Source organism: Actinophytocola sp. (assembly GCF_035634895.1).
GTDB lineage: Bacteria > Actinomycetota > Actinomycetes > Mycobacteriales > Pseudonocardiaceae > Actinophytocola.
On sequence record NZ_DASQCC010000122.1, the window covers coordinates 1 to 16,405 of the forward strand.

General features: G+C 70.8%; 16 protein-coding genes. 11 read left to right on the forward strand and 5 right to left on the reverse strand.

All coding sequences use genetic code 11. The features are described from left to right. The 6 genes from VET29_RS17510 to VET29_RS44075 form a co-directional block, all read left to right on the forward strand. The coding region (locus VET29_RS17510; protein ID WP_324921479.1) for a hydrogenase expression protein HypE at window positions 1-856 on the forward strand (856 nt) is incomplete at its 5' end. A gap of 10 nt (window positions 857-866) precedes the next feature. Further along, window positions 867-2,633, forward strand: a complete 1,767-nt coding sequence (locus tag VET29_RS17515; RefSeq protein WP_324921481.1) for a nickel-dependent hydrogenase large subunit — start codon at window positions 867-869, stop codon at window positions 2,631-2,633. 2 nt (window positions 2,634-2,635) lie between these two features. Further along, window positions 2,636-3,484 (forward strand): NifU family protein, encoded by an 849-nt coding sequence (locus VET29_RS17520; RefSeq protein WP_324921483.1) that lies wholly within the window; start codon window positions 2,636-2,638, stop codon window positions 3,482-3,484. After that, the gene (locus tag VET29_RS17525) at window positions 3,481-4,071 is read left to right on the forward strand and encodes a DUF5947 family protein (RefSeq protein ID WP_324921485.1); all 591 of its coding nucleotides are present in this window, start codon (window positions 3,481-3,483) and stop codon (window positions 4,069-4,071) included. Before VET29_RS17520 ends, VET29_RS17525 begins: the two co-directional genes overlap by 4 nt. Then, window positions 4,064-4,714, forward strand: a complete 651-nt coding sequence (locus tag VET29_RS17530; RefSeq protein ID WP_324921487.1) for a DUF6084 family protein — start codon at window positions 4,064-4,066, stop codon at window positions 4,712-4,714. The genes VET29_RS17525 and VET29_RS17530 overlap by 8 nt, the downstream gene beginning before the upstream one ends. After that, entirely contained in the window at window positions 4,651-4,812 is a 162-nt protein-coding gene (locus VET29_RS44075) for a DUF6893 family small protein (RefSeq protein ID WP_414636521.1), read from the forward strand. The genes VET29_RS17530 and VET29_RS44075 overlap by 64 nt, the downstream gene beginning before the upstream one ends. Here VET29_RS44075 and hypF read toward each other — a convergent pair. Further along, window positions 4,736-7,033 carry a carbamoyltransferase HypF gene (hypF, locus tag VET29_RS17535; protein ID WP_324921489.1) on the reverse strand — a complete coding sequence of 766 codons (2,298 nt, stop codon included), beginning with the start codon at window positions 7,031-7,033 and terminating at the stop codon, window positions 4,736-4,738. The genes VET29_RS44075 and hypF overlap by 77 nt on opposite strands. A gap of 65 nt (window positions 7,034-7,098) precedes the next feature. Here hypF and VET29_RS17540 point away from each other — a divergent pair, with 65 nt between their 5' ends. Beyond that, on the forward strand, window positions 7,099-7,587 hold the full coding sequence (locus VET29_RS17540) for an NUDIX hydrolase (protein ID WP_324921491.1): 489 nt from the start codon (window positions 7,099-7,101) through the stop codon (window positions 7,585-7,587). Between the two features lie 20 nt (window positions 7,588-7,607). Here the strand turns inward: VET29_RS17540 and VET29_RS17545 are convergent, their stop codons facing one another. Further along, window positions 7,608-8,288, reverse strand: a complete 681-nt coding sequence (locus tag VET29_RS17545) for an NADPH-dependent F420 reductase (protein ID WP_324921493.1) — start codon at window positions 8,286-8,288, stop codon at window positions 7,608-7,610. 148 nt (window positions 8,289-8,436) lie between these two features. Further along, entirely contained in the window at window positions 8,437-9,582 is a 1,146-nt protein-coding gene (locus VET29_RS17550) for a hypothetical protein (RefSeq protein WP_324921495.1), read from the reverse strand. Between the two features lie 204 nt (window positions 9,583-9,786). Between VET29_RS17550 and VET29_RS17555 the strand changes: the two genes are divergently transcribed. Then, window positions 9,787-10,593 (forward strand): SAM-dependent methyltransferase, encoded by an 807-nt coding sequence (locus tag VET29_RS17555; RefSeq protein ID WP_324921497.1) that lies wholly within the window; start codon window positions 9,787-9,789, stop codon window positions 10,591-10,593. A 5-nt stretch (window positions 10,594-10,598) separates the two neighbouring features. On the opposite strand, the gene VET29_RS17560 is transcribed toward VET29_RS17555, so the two are convergent. After that, a complete protein-coding gene (locus VET29_RS17560) occupies window positions 10,599-11,390 on the reverse strand; it encodes an NAD(P)-dependent oxidoreductase (RefSeq protein ID WP_324921499.1) in 792 nt (263 codons plus the stop codon). Window positions 11,391-11,990: 600 nt separating this feature from the next. Between VET29_RS17560 and VET29_RS17565 the strand changes: the two genes are divergently transcribed. After that, a complete protein-coding gene (locus VET29_RS17565) occupies window positions 11,991-13,262 on the forward strand; it encodes a pectate lyase (RefSeq protein ID WP_324921501.1) in 1,272 nt (423 codons plus the stop codon). A 62-nt stretch (window positions 13,263-13,324) separates the two neighbouring features. On the opposite strand, the gene VET29_RS17570 is transcribed toward VET29_RS17565, so the two are convergent. After that, window positions 13,325-14,206, reverse strand: coding sequence for a M23 family metallopeptidase (locus VET29_RS17570; RefSeq protein ID WP_324921503.1), 882 nt, complete (start codon window positions 14,204-14,206; stop codon window positions 13,325-13,327). A gap of 190 nt (window positions 14,207-14,396) precedes the next feature. Here VET29_RS17570 and VET29_RS17575 point away from each other — a divergent pair, with 190 nt between their 5' ends. Together VET29_RS17575 and VET29_RS17580 are read left to right on the forward strand one after the other, a co-directional pair. Beyond that, window positions 14,397-15,620: a class I SAM-dependent methyltransferase gene (locus VET29_RS17575; RefSeq protein WP_324921505.1), complete on the forward strand. Its 1,224-nt coding sequence runs from the start codon at window positions 14,397-14,399 to the stop codon at window positions 15,618-15,620. A gap of 5 nt (window positions 15,621-15,625) precedes the next feature. After that, window positions 15,626-16,387 carry an alpha/beta fold hydrolase gene (locus tag VET29_RS17580; protein WP_414636522.1) on the forward strand — a complete coding sequence of 254 codons (762 nt, stop codon included), beginning with the start codon at window positions 15,626-15,628 and terminating at the stop codon, window positions 16,385-16,387. The last annotated feature ends 18 nt before the right edge of the window (window positions 16,388-16,405 follow it).

Sequence of the window (16,405 nt, forward strand, 5' to 3'; positions counted from 1 at the left end):
GGAGCAGGGTGCGGACACGTTCATCGAGTGGTGGCACAAGGCTGATCGTGGTGAGTTGGAGCCGTTCGTGCTCGTGGTGGAGGGTTCGATCCCGAACGAGGCGATCAAGAAGGAAGGGTACTGGTGTGGGTTCGGGAACAACCCCGACACCGGCCAGCCCATGACGACCAGCGAATGGCTCGACCGGCTCGCCCCCGCGGCGTTGGCCATCCTCGCGGTCGGCACCTGCGCCACGTACGGCGGCATCCATGCCATGGCCGGGAACCCGACCGGCGCCATGGGGGTCCCCGACTACCTCGGCTGGGACTGGAAGTCGAAGGCCGGCATCCCCATCGTGTGCGTGCCCGGCTGCCCCGTCCACCCCGACAACCTGTCCGAGACCATTCTGTACCTGCTCTACCAGGCGGCCGGGCAGGCGCCGATGATCCCGCTCGACGAGGCGCTGCGGCCCAACTGGCTGTTCGGCGCGACCGTCCACGAGGGCTGCGACCGGGCCGGGTACTACGAGCAGGGCGAGTTCGCGAAGGAGTACGGCTCGCCGAAATGCCTGGTGCGGCTCGGTTGCTGGGGCCCGGTCGTCAAGTGCAACGTCCCGAAACGAGGGTGGATCAACGGCGTCGGCGGCTGCCCGAACGTGGGCGGCATCTGCATCGCCTGCACCATGCCCGGATTCCCCGACAAGTTCATGCCCTTCATGGACGAACCGCCCGGCTCGAAGGTGTCCGCGGCGGCGAGTGGCATGTACGGCACGGTCATCCGCGCACTCCGCGGGTTCACGATGAAAACGGCCGACTCCGAACCCAAGTGGCGTGCCAAGGGCGACGAGCTGCTGTCCGGCTACAAGGCAACCTGGTGAGGAGAGGACGATGACGAAGGCCACGGAACGTGAGCTCGTCGAGATGGCCTGGGACCCGGTCACCAGGATCGTCGGCAGTCTCGGCATCTACACGAAGATCGACTTCGCCGCCAAGGAGGTCGTCGAGTGCCACAGCACCTCGTCGATCTTCCGTGGCTACAGCATCTTCATGAAGGGCAAGGACCCGCGCGACGCGCACTTCATCACCAGCCGCATCTGCGGCATCTGCGGTGACAACCACGCCACGTGCTCGGTCTACAACCAGAACATGGCCTACGGCGTGCGCCCGCCACACCTCGGCGAGTGGATCATCAACCTCGGCGAGGCCGCCGAGTACATGTTCGACCACAACATCTTCCAGGAGAACCTGGTCGGCGTGGACTACTGCGAGAAGATGGTCGCCGAGACCAACCCCGGCGTGCTCGACCTCGCCAACCGCACCGAGTCGCCACACGCCGGCGACCACGGGTACAAGACCATCGGCGACATCATGCGCTCGCTCAACCCGCTCGAGGGCGAGTTCTACCGCGAGGCGCTGCAGGTCTCCCGGTACACCCGCGAGATGTTCTGCCTCATGGAGGGCCGGCACGTCCATCCGTCCACTCTGTACCCCGGCGGCGTCGGCACGGTCGCCACCGTGCAGCTGTTCACCGACTACCTCACCCGCCTCATGCGCTACGTGGAGTTCATGAAGCGGGTCGTGCCGATGCACGACGACCTGTTCGACTTCTTCTACGAGGCCCTGCCCGGCTACGAGAAGGTCGGCCAGCGGCGGATCCTGCTGGGCTGCTGGGGCAGCCTCAACGATCCCGACTACTGCGACTTCACCTACCAGAACATGGAGTCGTGGGGCCGCAAGATGTACGTCACCCCCGGCGTGGTGGTCGACGGCAAGCTGGTCACCACGAGCCTGCTGGACATCAACCTCGGCATCCGGATCCTGCTCGGTCACTCGTTCTACGAGGACTGGGAGGACCAGGCGATGTTCGTCAAGAAGGACCCGCTCGGCAACGACGTGGACCGCCGCCACCCGTGGAACCAGCACACGATCCCGCGGCCGGCCAAACGGGACTTCGACGACAAGTACTCGTGGACGATGTCGCCGCGCTGGTTCGACGGCAAGGACCACCTGGCGCTCGACACCGGCGGCGGCCCCATCGCGCGCCTGTGGGCCACCGCGCTCGCCGGCCTGGTCAGCACCGACTACATCAAGGCGACCGGCCACAGCGTGCGGATCTCGCTGCCGAGGTCGGCGACGAAGCCCGCCGTGGACTTCGAGTGGAAGATTCCACAGTGGAGCAACGCCATCGAACGCAACCGGGCCCGCACGTACTTCCAGGCCTACTCGGCCGCGCTCGCGCTGACGTTCGTCGAGAAGGCGCTGGCGGAGATCCGGGCCGGCCACACCAAGACGTGGGAGCCGTTCACGGTGCCCGAGGAGGGTGTCAGCGTCGGGTTCACCGAGGCCGTGCGTGGCGTGCTGTCCCACCACATGGTGATCAAGGGCGGCAAGATCGCGAACTACCACCCGTACCCGCCGACGCCGTGGAACGGCAGCGTGCGGGACACCTACGGCACACCGGGACCGTACGAGGACGCGGTGCAGAACACGCCGATCTTCGAGGAGAACCCGCCGGAGTCGTTCAAGGGCATCGACATCATGCGTGCGGTGCGCAGCTTCGACCCGTGCCTGCCGTGCGGCGTGCACATGTCGCTCGGCACCGGCAAGACACTGACGAAGCTGCACACGCCGCACGCCTTCAACGCCGAGTACTGAGCATGGCCCGCAACGCGCACACGACCGGCGAGCGCATCGAGGAGCTGCTCGCCGGGCTGCAGGCCGGTCCGAGCCGGGACACGGCGGAGGAGCTCGTCCGGCTCCTCGTCGAGATGTACGGTGAGGGCCTGACGCGCATCGTCGCGGAGCTGGACCCCGGCCAGCTCACCCGGCTCGCCGACGACGACGTCGTCGAGGGCCTCCTGCTGCTGCACGATCTTCATCCACTCGACGTCGACTCCCGCGTCCAGCGTGCGCTCGACCGGATACGCCCCTACCTCGGGTCGCACGCCGGCGGCGTCGAGTACCTCGGCGTCGAGGACGGCGTGGCCCGGCTGCGGCTGCAGGGCAGCTGCGACGGCTGCGCGTCCTCGACGCTCACGGTCAAGATGGCGATCGAGGGCGCGGTCTGTGAGGCCGCGCCCGAGCTGTCCGGCATCGAGGTGGCCGGCGTGGTCGAGCCGGCCGCGCCGGTGTTGCAGGTGGGCATGGGCCCACCGCCGGGCTGGCACGCACCGTCGGACGAGGGCGGCGAGGGCGGCTGGGTGCCGCTGCCCGACCTCGGTCCCCCGTCGGTCCGGCCGGTGGCCGTGGAGCTGAACGGTGTCGCCGTGGTGGTGTGCGCGGTCCGCGGGACGCTCTACGCCTACCGGGACGGCTGCGCGGCGTGCGGGTCGTCGCTCGCGGAGGGGGCGCTGGACGGCGCCGCCCTGGCATGCCCGTCGTGTGGCGCACGGTTCGACGTCCGGCTCGCGGGCCGCGGCCTGGACGGCGCCACCCACCACCTCGAGCCGCTGCCGCTGCTGTCCGACGGCGCGGGCGTGCGGGTCGCGGTGCCGGTGGCGTCATGAGCGGGTTGCGGCGGTTCGTCGGGGCGGCCGAGACACCGCCACCTCCGCCCGCACCGCCGGTCGAGGAGGTGTGCGAGTTCTGCGGCGCCGTGACCGGTCCGGCACACGGGCATGTCGTGGACACGGAGAAGCGGTCGCTGATGTGCGCCTGCCGGCCGTGCTACCTGCTGTTCACCCCCGACGGCGGCCGGTACCGGTCGGTGCCGGACCGGTACCTGACGGGTCCCCGGCTGTCGCCGGCCGAGTGGGACGGGCTCGGCATCCCCGTCGGCTCGGCGTTCTTCCTGCGTGGCGAGCACGGGACGGCGGCGTTCTACCCGAGCCCGGCCGGCGCCACCGAGTGCCTGCTGAACCTCGACGCGTGGCGGGCCCTCGGCGAGACGCACCCGCTGCTGGCGGCGGCACTGGACGAGGTGGAGGCCATCCTCGTCCGGGACGGCGAGTCGTTCCTGGTGCCGGTCGACGCGTGCTACGAGCTGGTCGGGCTGGTACGTACCTGCTGGAAGGGCTTCGACGGCGGCACCGAGGCGCACGAACGGATCGACGAGTTCTTCGTCTCGCTCCGCAGGCGGTCGTCGAATGGTTGACCTCGTGTTCGACTGCGTCGAGGCGAGCGCGGACCGGTACTCGGCGGTCCCGGCCATGACGCTGCGGCTGCGGATCGCCGAGACGACCGGCGAGCGGGTGTCAGCCATCGCGTTGCGCTGCCAGCTGCGGATCGAGCCGCAACGCCGCCGGTACTCCGCCGAGGAGGCCGAGGCACTGCACGACCTGTTCGGCGACACCGACCGCTGGGCGGACACGGTCAAGCCGATCCAGCTGGCGACACTGTCCACGATGGTCCCCGGGTTCACCGGCAGCACCGTCCACGACCTGCCTGTCCCCTGCACCTACGACCTGGAGATCGCGTCGACCAAGTACTTCAGCGCGCTGGAGGACGGGGTGATCCCGTTGCTGCTGCTGTTCAGCGGCACCGTGTTCGGTGTGGCGGACGGGAAGATGTCCGTGCACCAGGTGCCGTGGAGCAAGGAAAGCGCGTTCCCGCTGCCGGTGCCGGTGTGGCGGGAGACGGTCGCGCTGCACTTCCCGGACAGCGCGTGGTTCCGGGTCGGCCTGGACACGATGGCCGAGCTGCGGCGGTTCAAGAGCGCCAACGCGCTACCGACGTGGGACAGCACGCTGGCCGCGTTGCTCGCCGGCGCGGCGGAGAGGAGAGACGCGTCGTGCTGAGGAAGTTGTTCCTGGGCCTGGTCATCGCGTCCGTGGCCGCCCTGGTCGTCCGGTCGCTGCCGGATCTGCGGCGGTACCTGGAGATCCGGCGGATGTAGCTGCCGCGACCACGGCCTGGCCGAGGCTGACACCGCCGTCGTTGGTCGGCACGCGGCCATGGGTGAGCACCCGGAATCCGTTGGCGCTCAACGAGTCCACGGATCCGCGCAGCAGCAGCAGATTCTGGAACACACCGCCGGACAGCGCGACGTCGGTGACGCCCGTTTCCTCCCGGAGGCGCAGGCACATGCGGGTGATCGCGTCGGCCACCCCGTTGTGGAACCGCGCGGCGATCACCGGTGCCGGGACCCCCGCTCGCAGGTCGTCGACGACCGCGCGGACGAGGTCAACACCGGCGACGGTGTCCGTGCCGCCCGCCCGGTAGGCGCCCCGCTCGACCGGGTCGGCGAGCTGTTCGAGCTCGACCGCGGCCTGGCCCTCGTAGTTGACGCGGTCCCGCAGGCCGAGCAGGGCGGAGACCGCGTCGAAGAGCCGGCCGGCGCTGGAGGTCGGCGGGGAGTTCACGCCCCTGCGGGCCAAGGCGAGCACCTGTGTCCACTGGGACTCGTTGCGCCGCATGACATCGAGGTCGGGCGGGCGGCCGTCGTAGGCCGCGTCGAGATAGGCGGCGGCCATCCGCCACGGCTGCCGGATGGCCGCGGTCCCGCCCGGCATGGGGACCGGCGCCAGGTGACCGAGCCGGTCGAAGCCACGCAGGTCGGCGAGCAGGAACTCGCCGCCCCAGATGGTGCCGTCGGTGCCGTAGCCGAGGCCGTCGAAGGCGACGCCGATGACCGGGCCCGCCTCGCCGTTGTCCGCGAGGCAGGAGGCGATGTGGGCGTGGTGGTGCTGCACACCGACCAACTCCACGCCGGTCATCTCCTTGGCGTGCTTGGTGGACAGGTACTCGGGGTGGAGGTCGTGCGCGACCAGCACCGGGTCGATGTCGAACAGGCGGCGGAAGTGCTCGATGCCCTCGGTGAAGGAGCGGAGCGTCTCGTAGTTCTCCAGGTCGCCGATGTGGTGGGAGACGAACGCGTGCCGGCCCTTGGCCAGGCAGAAGGTGTTCTTCAGCTCGGCGCCGCAGGCGAGCACCGGCCTCGGCACGGGCTGGTGGAGGGTCACCGGCTCCGGGACGTAGCCCCGCGAGCGGCGCAGGACGGTCTCCTTGCCGCGGAACGGCCGCACGACCGAGTCGTCCGTGCGGATGTGGATGGCGCGGTCGTGGGTGAGGAACGCGTCGGCGATGTCGCTCAGCCGGGCCGTGGCGTCCTCGTCGGTGTAGGCGATGGGCTCGTCGGAGATGTTGCCGCTGGTGAGCACGATCGGGGCGCCGACAGCGCGGAGGAGCAGGTGGTGCAGGGGGCTGTAGGGCAGCATGAGGCCGAGCCGGCGGTTGCCCGGCGCCACCGACGGTGCGACGGCGCCGGCCGGCCGGCGTTCGAGGAGGACGACCGGCCGGCGTCGGCTGGTGAGCAGCGCGACCGCGGTGTCGTCCAGGAGGCAGAGCTTTGCCGCTTCGCCGGTGTCGGACACCATGACGGCGAACGGCTTGTCCTCGCGGTGCTTGCGTTGCCGCAGTGTGGCGGCGGCGGTCTCGGCACCGGCGAGCACGGCGAGGTGGTACCCGCCGATTCCCTTGACCGCCAGCACCTTGCCGGCACACAGCAGGTCCGCGGCGGTCCCGATCGGGTCGTCGCTTTCGCCGAGGGTCAGCCGCGGACCGCAGTCGGGGCAACAGGTCGGCTGTGCGTGGAAGCGGCGGTCGGCCGGGTCGTGGTACTCCGCCGCGCAGGGCGGGCACATGACGAAGCCCGCCATCGTCGTGAGTGGACGGTCGTAGGGCACGTCCCGGACGATGGTGAAGCGGGGACCGCAGTGCGTGCAGTTGATGAAGGGGTAACGGAACCGGCGGTCCTCCGGGTCGAAGAGCTCACGCAGGCAGTCGTCGCACGTGGCGCTGTCCGCGGCGACGAGGGTACGCCGCTCCCCCGCGGCGTCGCTGGCGACGATCGTGAAGTCCGTGACCCCGGTCGGCGGCGAGGTGCTGGTGGTGACCCGTTCGATCGCGGCGAGTGGCGGTGCCTGCGCGACGAGGCCGGTGAGGAAGGCGTCGACCTGCGCCGGCGTGCCCTCGATCTCGACGAAGACACCGTGCACGTCGTTGCCCACCCGCCCGGCCACGCCGGTCCGGTTGGCGAGCCCGTGGACGAACGGCCGGAACCCGACGCCCTGGACGACCCCTTCGACCCGGACGTTGCGCCGAACGCGATCGCTCACCCGCCCAGGGTAGTGCGGGCGCCGCCGGGAATGCCGAACGGCGGACGGCCGATGATCATCCCATCGTGTACTCGCGGAAGGTCCCGGCCGGCTCGTCGGCCGGTGGCGGGAACAATGCCGTGGTGTTCTTCATGCGATGGCGCCAGGTCCCGGCTCGGCTGGCCACGGCGCGCGGGCTGATTCGTGACCCGGCCGGCCGCTGGCTGATCGTCCGGCCGATCGGGGGCCGGCACTGGCAGCTACCCGGCGGCCGGATCGACCGCGGCGAGGCGCCCACCGAGGCGTGCCGCCGTGAGCTGCGCGAGGAACTGGGCGTCGACCTCGAGCCCGGCGACCTGTGCGCGGTGACCTGGCGCCCGTCCCGCCGCTCCGCGCGGTTCGGGTTCGTGTTCGACATGGGCAGCCACGAGTCCCTGGAGATCCGGCTGCAGGCGGCCGAGCTGTCCGCGTGGCGCTGGGCGACCCCGGCGGAGGCGTTGCCGCTGCTGAAACCGGACGTGGCCACCGCCCTCGCCACGACGGCGCCGGCGACCGCGGTCTACCTGGAGTTCTGACCGGTCGCCGGCGCCCGTGATCAGCGTTGCGCGGCCGCGAGCGCCTCGCGCAGGGGTTCCGTGCCGGTCGGGTGGCCGGGGGCCGTCATGAAGTCCTCCGCGCCGCCCGTGTACGGCAGGCCGTAGGCCGGGGTGCCGGGCTCGAAGCGCCAGCTCTCCGCCAGCGAACCGGCGTCGACGGTGTCGTAGCCGAGGGCGTCCAGGAACTCCGCCGCGCTCTTCTTGGCGTCCTGGTCGTCGCCCGCGATCACGATCGCGCTGCGGTCCCCGGCGCCGGCGGGACGGGCCAGCTCGGCGAGGTGCCGGTAGTAGATGTTGTTGAAGCCCTTCACGACCCGGGCCTCCGACAGGTGCCGGGCCACCAGCTCCGTGGTGGTCAGCGTGCCGCTGCTCAGCTCGGCGATCTCGCCGTCACGTGCCGGGTAGTAGTTCCCCGTGTCGATGACCACCTTGCCGGCCAGCGGGGCCGGCGGCACCGCCAGGAAGTTCTTCACCGGGATGGAGACCACCACGATGTCCCCCGCCTGCGCGGCCTCCTCGGCGGTCGCCGCACGGGCCCGCGGGCCCAGCTCGGCCACGAGGTCCGTCAGGGTGTCCGGGCCGCGGGAGTTGCTCAGGACCACGTCGTAGCCGGCCGCCACCGCGAGCCGGGCGACGGTCGAGCCGATGTGTCCGCTGCCGATCAGTCCAAGTGTCGTCACACCAGTCACGAACGGCTCGACGGACGGAGTATTCCCCGCCCCGGCGCCACGCGAGGACGCCCCGCCGGGCCGAGACCGGGTCACCGTGGGCCCGCGCCCATGTCGGGAGCGGGCCCACGGTGTGCCGGTCGACCCGGAGTCGTTCTGGTCACATGGAGTCGACGGTCCACCCGGCCGGGACGATGTGGTGGAAGGAGTGGAAGAGGACGGTCTGGTCGCCGCCGACGATGGAGCCGACCACCTTCAGGCCGGCGGAGTCGAAGGCGATCACCGGGCCGCCGCTGTCGCCGGGCCGGGACATCTCCGTGCCGTCGGTGGACTCCGCCTCGTCGAGCAGGCAGGTGGTCAACCCGTCCGCGAACGTGACGCAGATGTCGATGGCGGTCACCTCTCCCGCGCAGTTCTGCCCGGAGGTCGCGCCGTTGGTGCACACGCCGAGCCCGACGCCGGAGAGCCTGCTGCCCTTGATCGCCCGGCCGCCGTTGCTGTCGGGCCCACCGGTGTACATGAACGGCTGGTAGGGGCGGCCGCCGATGAACTCGAAGTCGCGACCGCCGTCGACGAGCTGGCGTGTCATGACCGTGCCGACCGCGTCGCCGTTGTTGCGCACGGTCGCGTTGAGCGCGGCGCAGTGCCCGGCACTGACCATCCTGCGCTGGACCGGCGTGGTGGTGGTGCGGATGATGTACCCGCTGCTGCACGTGGAGATCCGCGTGCCGGCGGCCCACGGCTCGAAGTCGTCCAGCCGTGACTGCCGGTCCGGCCGGGGCGCGACGTGCAGGCTGACCAGGTCGCCGAACAACCGGGTGGCCGCCTGGCCGACCTGCGGAGTGAGCTCGGTGACGCCGACCGCGACCCGGTTGTGCCGGATGTCGACGTACCACCTCGAGACGAGCTTTCCCGCGACGGCCTGCCATTCGGGGTCGGTCGCCACCTCGTCGCGCACCACGTCGAGCTCGGCGGAGCTGTGCCGGACCGGTTGGAGGACCACGTGCCACCCGCCGGCGCGCTGGTCGGCGAGCTGACCGAGCCGGGAGCGGGCGGCGTGATCACCGACACCGTCGTCGTAGCGGATGGTCGCGGTGCCGGTCTTCCGGTCGAAGCTGATCCCGCCGTAGGTCGTGCGGTCGTGTTCCACCAGGGAGATGAGCGCGTCGGCCTGACCGCCGTCCTGCCCTGCCGCGACCGGTGCGCGCGGCGACGCGCCGGCGGGCGGCGCCAGCCCACCGGCGATGACCACGGCCGTCGCCGACACCGCGAGCAGCGTCGGGATCCGTCTCCTCTGAGGTTTCATTCGGTACCTCCTGTCGTATCTTTCCTGACGAAGGTGCGGTCATGACTGTGCGCCGCGCACGGGGCGGACGGCGGATCCCCGGACAGGGTTCCCGGACCGGCGGGCAATTCCGCAGCGTGCCGGCGGTGGGCCGGCCGCGGTGTCCGGACTGTCCGGGTACCGGTGCGGCCGGGCCGCACCGGGCGGTCGTACTACGATTCCCGCATGTCGACACAGCGGCCCGGATGGGCACCGGAGGACATCGATCTGGATCGGCCCAACGCCGCTCGGGTGTATGACTACCTCCTCGGCGGGTCGGCGAACTTCGCCAAGGACAGGGAGTTCGCCGATCACCTCACCAAGATCGCCCCGCATGCCGCGTCGATCGCCCGGGTCAACCGGGCCTTCCTCCGCCGTGCGGTGACGTACTGCCTGAACAACGGAATCCGGCAGTTCCTCGACATCGGCTCCGGCATCCCCACCGCCGGCAACGTCCACGAGATCGCCCACCGGGTCGACCCGTCGGTCCGGGTCGTCTACGTCGACATCGAGCCCGTCGCCGTGACCCACACGGAGCGGATGCTCGCCGGCAACGACAACGCCGCCGTCGTGGGCGGCGACCTGCTCGAACCCGAGACCCTCCTCACGTCGTCCGCCGCGCGGCGGCTGCTGAACTTCGACGAGCCCATCGCCGTGCTGACGGTCGCCGTGCTGCACTTCATCGACGACGACAAGGGGCCGCACGCCGCCGTCGCCCGCTACGTCGACGCCATGGCACCCGGCAGCTACCTCGTGCTCTCCCACATCGCCGCGGAGGACACCGACGAGCAGGCACAGGCCCGCACGCTCTACCGGAAGGACGCCATCCCGATCGTCGCCCGCACCCGCGAGCAGCTCACGGCGTTCTTCACCGGCACCGAACTGGTGGAACCCGGGATCGTGTGGACCCCGCTCTGGCATCCGGAACAGTTCGACAACCTCGAGGAACCCGAACGGTCGAAGGGCTACGCGGGCGTCGGCCGCAAACCCTGACCCGGTCAGGCAATCGACTCCGCCGGCTCGAACCCGAGCAGCGTCCGTGCCCTGGTGGTGTCGACCAACGCCTCGCGCCCCGTGAACGTCCGCCGGCACGGCACACCGCGGGCATGACTGTCCACAAGGGACTGTGTCGGCTCGGCCAGCAGTGTGTCCGCCGCGCTGAGGCCCACGACGTGCGCACCGCTCAGCGGCGCCACCAGTGCGGCCTCGATCGCCCTCGCCGCGTCGTCCACGGTCAGGTACGACCAGCCCGTACGCAGCATGCCCGCCGGGTCCGCCGCCGCGGTGGCCGCGAACGCCCTCAGCTCCGCTCGCGACCGCACCAGCGGGAAGCGCAGAGCGACCACCGTCAGACCCCAGGCCCGGGCCGCCATCGCCGCCGAGTGCTCGTCGACCTGCTTGGACAGTGAGTACGCGTCACCGATGTCGACCGGCAGGTCCTCGTCCAGCGGGAAGTACGCCGGCAGCGGCCCCGCGGGGTTCATCGGGATGCCCGACGCGTTGATGCTGCTGGCCAGCACCACTCGACGCACCCCGGCCGAGGCGGCCTGCGCCAGGACCGTGAACGTGGCGACCACGTTGTTGGCGAACACCGCACGTGGCGTCCCGAGTGACGGATGGGCCAGCGCGGCCAGGTGCACGACCGCGTCATGGCCGGCGACCGCGGCACCGACGCCGGACTCGTCCGTCGCGTCGCACGGCAGCGCGGTCACCGTCATCCCCCGCTCGGCCAGGTGCCGCATCGCACACCGGCCGATGACACCGGCCGCGCCCGTGACCAGAACCCTCATCTCGCCGCTCCCTGCGCCGTGGCCCGCACCGCCCAGGTCCGGACGATAACGAACCGCGGCGACGCGCCGAGCCGGCGGCGCTGGGCCGCGGATATCGTCATCGCCCGCGGCGTGGACATCGAGGTCGTTATCCCACCGGGCGCGGTGATTGTGGAGCGCTCTCGGAAACCGGTATCTCGGTCCCGGGCCGCCGTTGACAAGCCGGCAGCGGAGGCTTAGCGTTGAGGCGCGGAAAGCGCTTTCCTAGACCGGATGACCGCCCCCTGCTATCAGTCACCTGGCCGCTGGAGGAATTCCGTGCGTGCGAAGAAAGAGCCGGCCACGCCATGGTGGGTGGCCGGCATCAAACCATCGGCGTGGCGCGCCGACGCCGAGAACGGGACTGCCTGAGGCTGGACGAAGTCCGTGGCCGTGGCTCATCCGTGGCGGCCGACGGGTCGCGGGTGTACCTGCTCGGACGCGCGGACGCTCGTGGGTGGCGTCCGGGCGGACCGGGTGGTGCGGATCCGGGTGAGACCCAACGGGCACAACGGGTCGGGCCGTGACCCAACAACGCCGGGCCGTCCGTCATGGCGGGCGCCGGAGCCGGAAAGAGCTGAGATGAGACCTGTTCTGCTCGCGGCGCTGGCCGCGACGTTGGTGATCACCGCCCCGGCAACCGCGGACGGCGTGCCGCTGGGGCGGCAGGTGCTGCCACCGAACGACGGCTGGGCCGCGGCGGGCGCCGGCACGACCGGCGGGTCGGCGGCGCCACGGGAGAACGTGCACGTGGTCTCCACGCGCGCGGAGCTGGCGACCGCGCTGGCCGCACCGTCCCCGAAGATCGTCTACGTGCGCGGCCGGATCGACGGCGACACCGACGACGCGGGAAACCCGTTGTCCTGCGAGGACTACGTCACCGACGGGTACTCACTCGACGCGTACCTCGCGGCGTACGACCCGGCGGTGTGGGGCCGGACGACCAGGCCGTCGGGCCCGCTGGAGACCGCGCGGGCCGCGTCGGCCGCGAACCAGGCACGGCGGATGAGGCTGAAGGTCAGTGCCGACACCACGATCGCCGGCGTCGGCCGGGCCGTCCTCTCCGGACTGAACCTGCAGATCGACAAGGTGGACAACGTCATCATCCGGAACCTGACGTTCGTGGACGCGGCCGACTGCTTCCCGCAGTGGGACCCGACCGACGGCGCCGCGGGCAACTGGAACTCGGCGTACGACAACGTCTCCGTGACGGGTTCGACGCACGTGTGGGTGGACCACGCCACCTTCACCGACGGCGCCAACGCCGACAGCACGCAGCCCAGGTACTTCGACCGCCCGTACCAGGTGCACGACGGCGAGCTGGACATCACGAACGCGTCGAACTTCCTGACGGTGTCGTGGAACCGCTTCGCCGACCACGACAAGACCATGCTGATCGGGTCGACGAACAACCCGGCGAACGACCGCGGCAAACTGAACGTGACGGTGCACCACAACTACTTCCGCGGGACACTGCAGCGGATGCCCCGGGTCCGGTTCGGCCAGGTGCACGTGTACGACAACTACTACGACGTACCCGGCTCGCTGAGCTACGTGCTGGGCGTCGGCGTGGAGTCGGCGATCGTCGCGGAGAGCAACGTGTTCAGGCTGGCGCCGGGCGTCACCCCGGACGAGATCCTGTTCGACTGGGGCGGCACGATGATCACCGCCCGGGACAACCTGCTCCGCACCGGCAGGCACGCCAAGCCCGTCGACCTGGTCGCGGCCTACAACGCGGCGCACGACCCGGACCTCGCCCCGGACGCGGGTTGGACACCGACCCTGCACACCAGGATCACGCCGGCCCGGCAGGTCCCGGCCCTCGTCTCCCGCCACGCCGGGGCGGGCCGCTGAGACGGGTGGCCGGGCTCAACGTGGCGCCCGGCCACCATCTCCAGCAGGCCTGTGGCGCCTGATCAACCGCAGTGTTCGTACGGGCTGGTGTAGGTGCTGCCGCCGACCGAGCCGCCCCACTGGACGCACACGCCCGCCGCGGACTTCTTCACCGGGCCGGCGTAGTAGGCGTAGCTGCCCGAGTCGGTCGCCTTCGTACCGCCCTGCGGCTGGAGCCACGCCCCCACCGCCGACGCCGTGCCGAGGTTCGTCGACTTGAGGGTCACGACGCAGTTGTTGCTGTTGCCGGAGTTGTACAACAGGTAGACGGTGCCGCCGGTGAGGCTCGCCTGGTCGATGACGCTGAAGCCGCTGCCACACACCTCCTGCGGCGTGTACGGGTTGCCGCCGCAGTTGTTGGTGCTGGTCACCGCCTTCTTCTGGCCGAGCGACACCGTGACGCCCTCGACCGTCGGGCTGGTGTCGAGCGCGCCGCTCGCGGCGATCTGCTCGTAGTGCAGGTGCGGCGCGTAGTCACCGCCCGTGCCACCGACCGTGCCGATCGCGGTGCCCCGGCTGACCGACATCGACTGGCCGGGGTTGCGCACCATGGTGGCGAGGTGGGCGTAGCGGGTCTTGGTGCCGTCGCTGTGGGTGATGACGACGTAGTTCCCGTACGCCAGGATGCCGATGTCCGCCGACAGGGTCGTGGAGAAGCTGGCGGTGCCGGCCGCCGTGGCACGCACCGTCTCGCCGCCGACGGCGTCGTCGCCGTAGCTCTGCCAGTCGATCGCCCCGGACGGGCTGTGCCCCGGGGACCAGTTGTTGGCGTAGAACGTCTTTCCACAGCTGAACGGGCTGCTGTGCGAGATGGCCAGCACCCCGACATCGTCGGCGGCCTGCGCGGCACCCGACGTGAGCGCGACCGTCAACACCGCGGTGAGGACTGCGGACAACCACTTCATCAGCACACTCCGTTCGCCCGACTACGCGGACATGCTGGCAGCCCCGCGTACAAGACACGTACAAACGGCCTCGCGAGGGGGCGGTGCTCTCCGGAGGTCGCCTGGCGCGGCTGTGGCACGGCGAGGCGATCGCGCAGCTGAACCGGGGCTCGAACACGCCCGGCGGATCGACTACCGCTTCGGTGCGATCTTGGCACTCACCACGCTCGCCCAGGCGCACCGGCTGTCCGGTGAGACGGACAAGGCGCTCCGCTACGCCGAGCGGGCGGTCGCGGCCAGCGACAACCTGCACGGCACGCAGGCGAGGTCCGACGCGCTCGCCGAGTACGCCCGGCTGAGCCAGGTCCCGCGCCGGAAGTCCGGCGCGGGACACCGGTGGGTGGCTGGGCCGACGACGGTCGAGCCCAGCCACCTCTCCCCCAGCCCCGGGCTCCTACCCCGTGCGTCGTTCCTCCCCTTGGCCACATCCTGCCGGACCGACGTGGAGAAGACGTGGGCGAAACGTGGACGCGTCCACCCCGCCGTCGCGACATTCGTACAAGCCACGCCCGTTCCGCCCCGCCATGCTGGAACGGTGAGAATCAACGGTGAACAGCTGGACGGCGTCTCCGCCACGACGCTCTGGACGTTGCGTAACCGCGCGGTCGAGGCCAGGCGCCCGGACGCGGTGCTCGACGACCTCTGGGCGGTCCGGTTGTACGAGGCGATCTCCTACGACTACGAGCGGTTCGGCGCGCCCAGCCAGACGCATCCCCTGCGGGCGCTCGCCCTCGACCGCGCGATCACCGGATACCTGGCCACGCACCCGAAGGCCACCGTGATCGCACTCGGTGAGGGGCTGCAGACGACGTACTGGCGTCTCGCCAACCCGACGGTCGACTGGCTGTCGGTCGACCTGGCCGCGGTGGTCAGGCTGCGTGAGGCGCTGCTGCCCGCCGAACCCCGGGTCACGACCCTGGCGATGTCGGCGCTCGACCGTGCCTGGCTGGACCACGTCGACCCGGCGAACGGCGTGTTCATCTCGGCCGAGGGGCTGTTCATGTACCTCGACCGCACCGAGGTGCTGTCGCTGATCGCCGACTGTGCCGAACGGTTCCCCGGCGGGCAGCTGTTCTTCGACTCGCTCCCGAAGTGGTTCAGCGAACGCACGTTGCGGGGCTACCGCCTCACCGACCGGTACACCGCGCCGCCGATGCCGTTCAGCCTCACCGTCTCCGAGGCGGCCCGCCTGCCGCGGGAGCTGCCAGCCGTCGCCGGCGTGCGGGAGTTGCCCCTGCCCTACGGGCGCGGCGTCTGGAAGTCCCGCTCGTTCCGCGCGGTCATGAACCTGCCGGTCGTGCGGGACCGGCGGCCGATGCTGACGCTGCTCAGCTTCGCCCGGCCTGGAGTCCGCGACCGCGGTCTGGTGGACTGAGAGGTATGGACCTGTGTGTCGACGGGGTGGACCTCCAGGTGGCCACGGCCGGTCGCGGCGGCGACCTCGCACCGATCGTCTTCCTCCACGGCTTCGGGTCCACGAAGGAGGACTACGCCGACATCGTCCACCAGCCGGGTCTGGCCGGCCGGCCGTTCCTCGCCTATGACGCACCAGGGTTCGGGGAGACGTCCTGCGCCGACCTGTCGAAGGTGTCGATGCCGTTCCTGGTGAGCACCGCACGCGCGGTGCTGGACGACCTGGGCGTCACGCGTTTCCACGTCGTGGGGCATTCCATGGGCGGACTCACCGCCCTGCTGCTGGCCCACGAGGATCCCACGCGGGTGCTCCGCTTCGTCAACATCGAGGGCAACCTCGCGCCGGAGGACTGCTTTCTGAGCCGGCAGATCGTCACCCACGCGGGCGAGGACTTCTTCGACGGCCTGGTCGAGCGGACCCGGCACGCGCCGTCCTCGTCGAACGCCCTGTTCGCGGCGAGCCTTCGGCACAAGGCGCGGCCCGGTGGGGTGCGGGGAATCCTCGAGTCGCTGGTCGACCTGTCCGATCACGGCGACCTGATGTCGAAGTTCCTGTCGCTGCCCCTGCCGCGCATGTTCATGTACGGGGCGCAGAACTCGTCACTGTCATACCTGACGAAGCTCGAGGCGAACGGGGTCGAGCTGGCCGAGATCCCCCGGAGCGGCCACTTTCCGATGTACGCCAACCCGGTCGCCATGTGGGACCGAATCGCCGCGTTCCTGTCATGATCGCGAGCGGCACCGCCG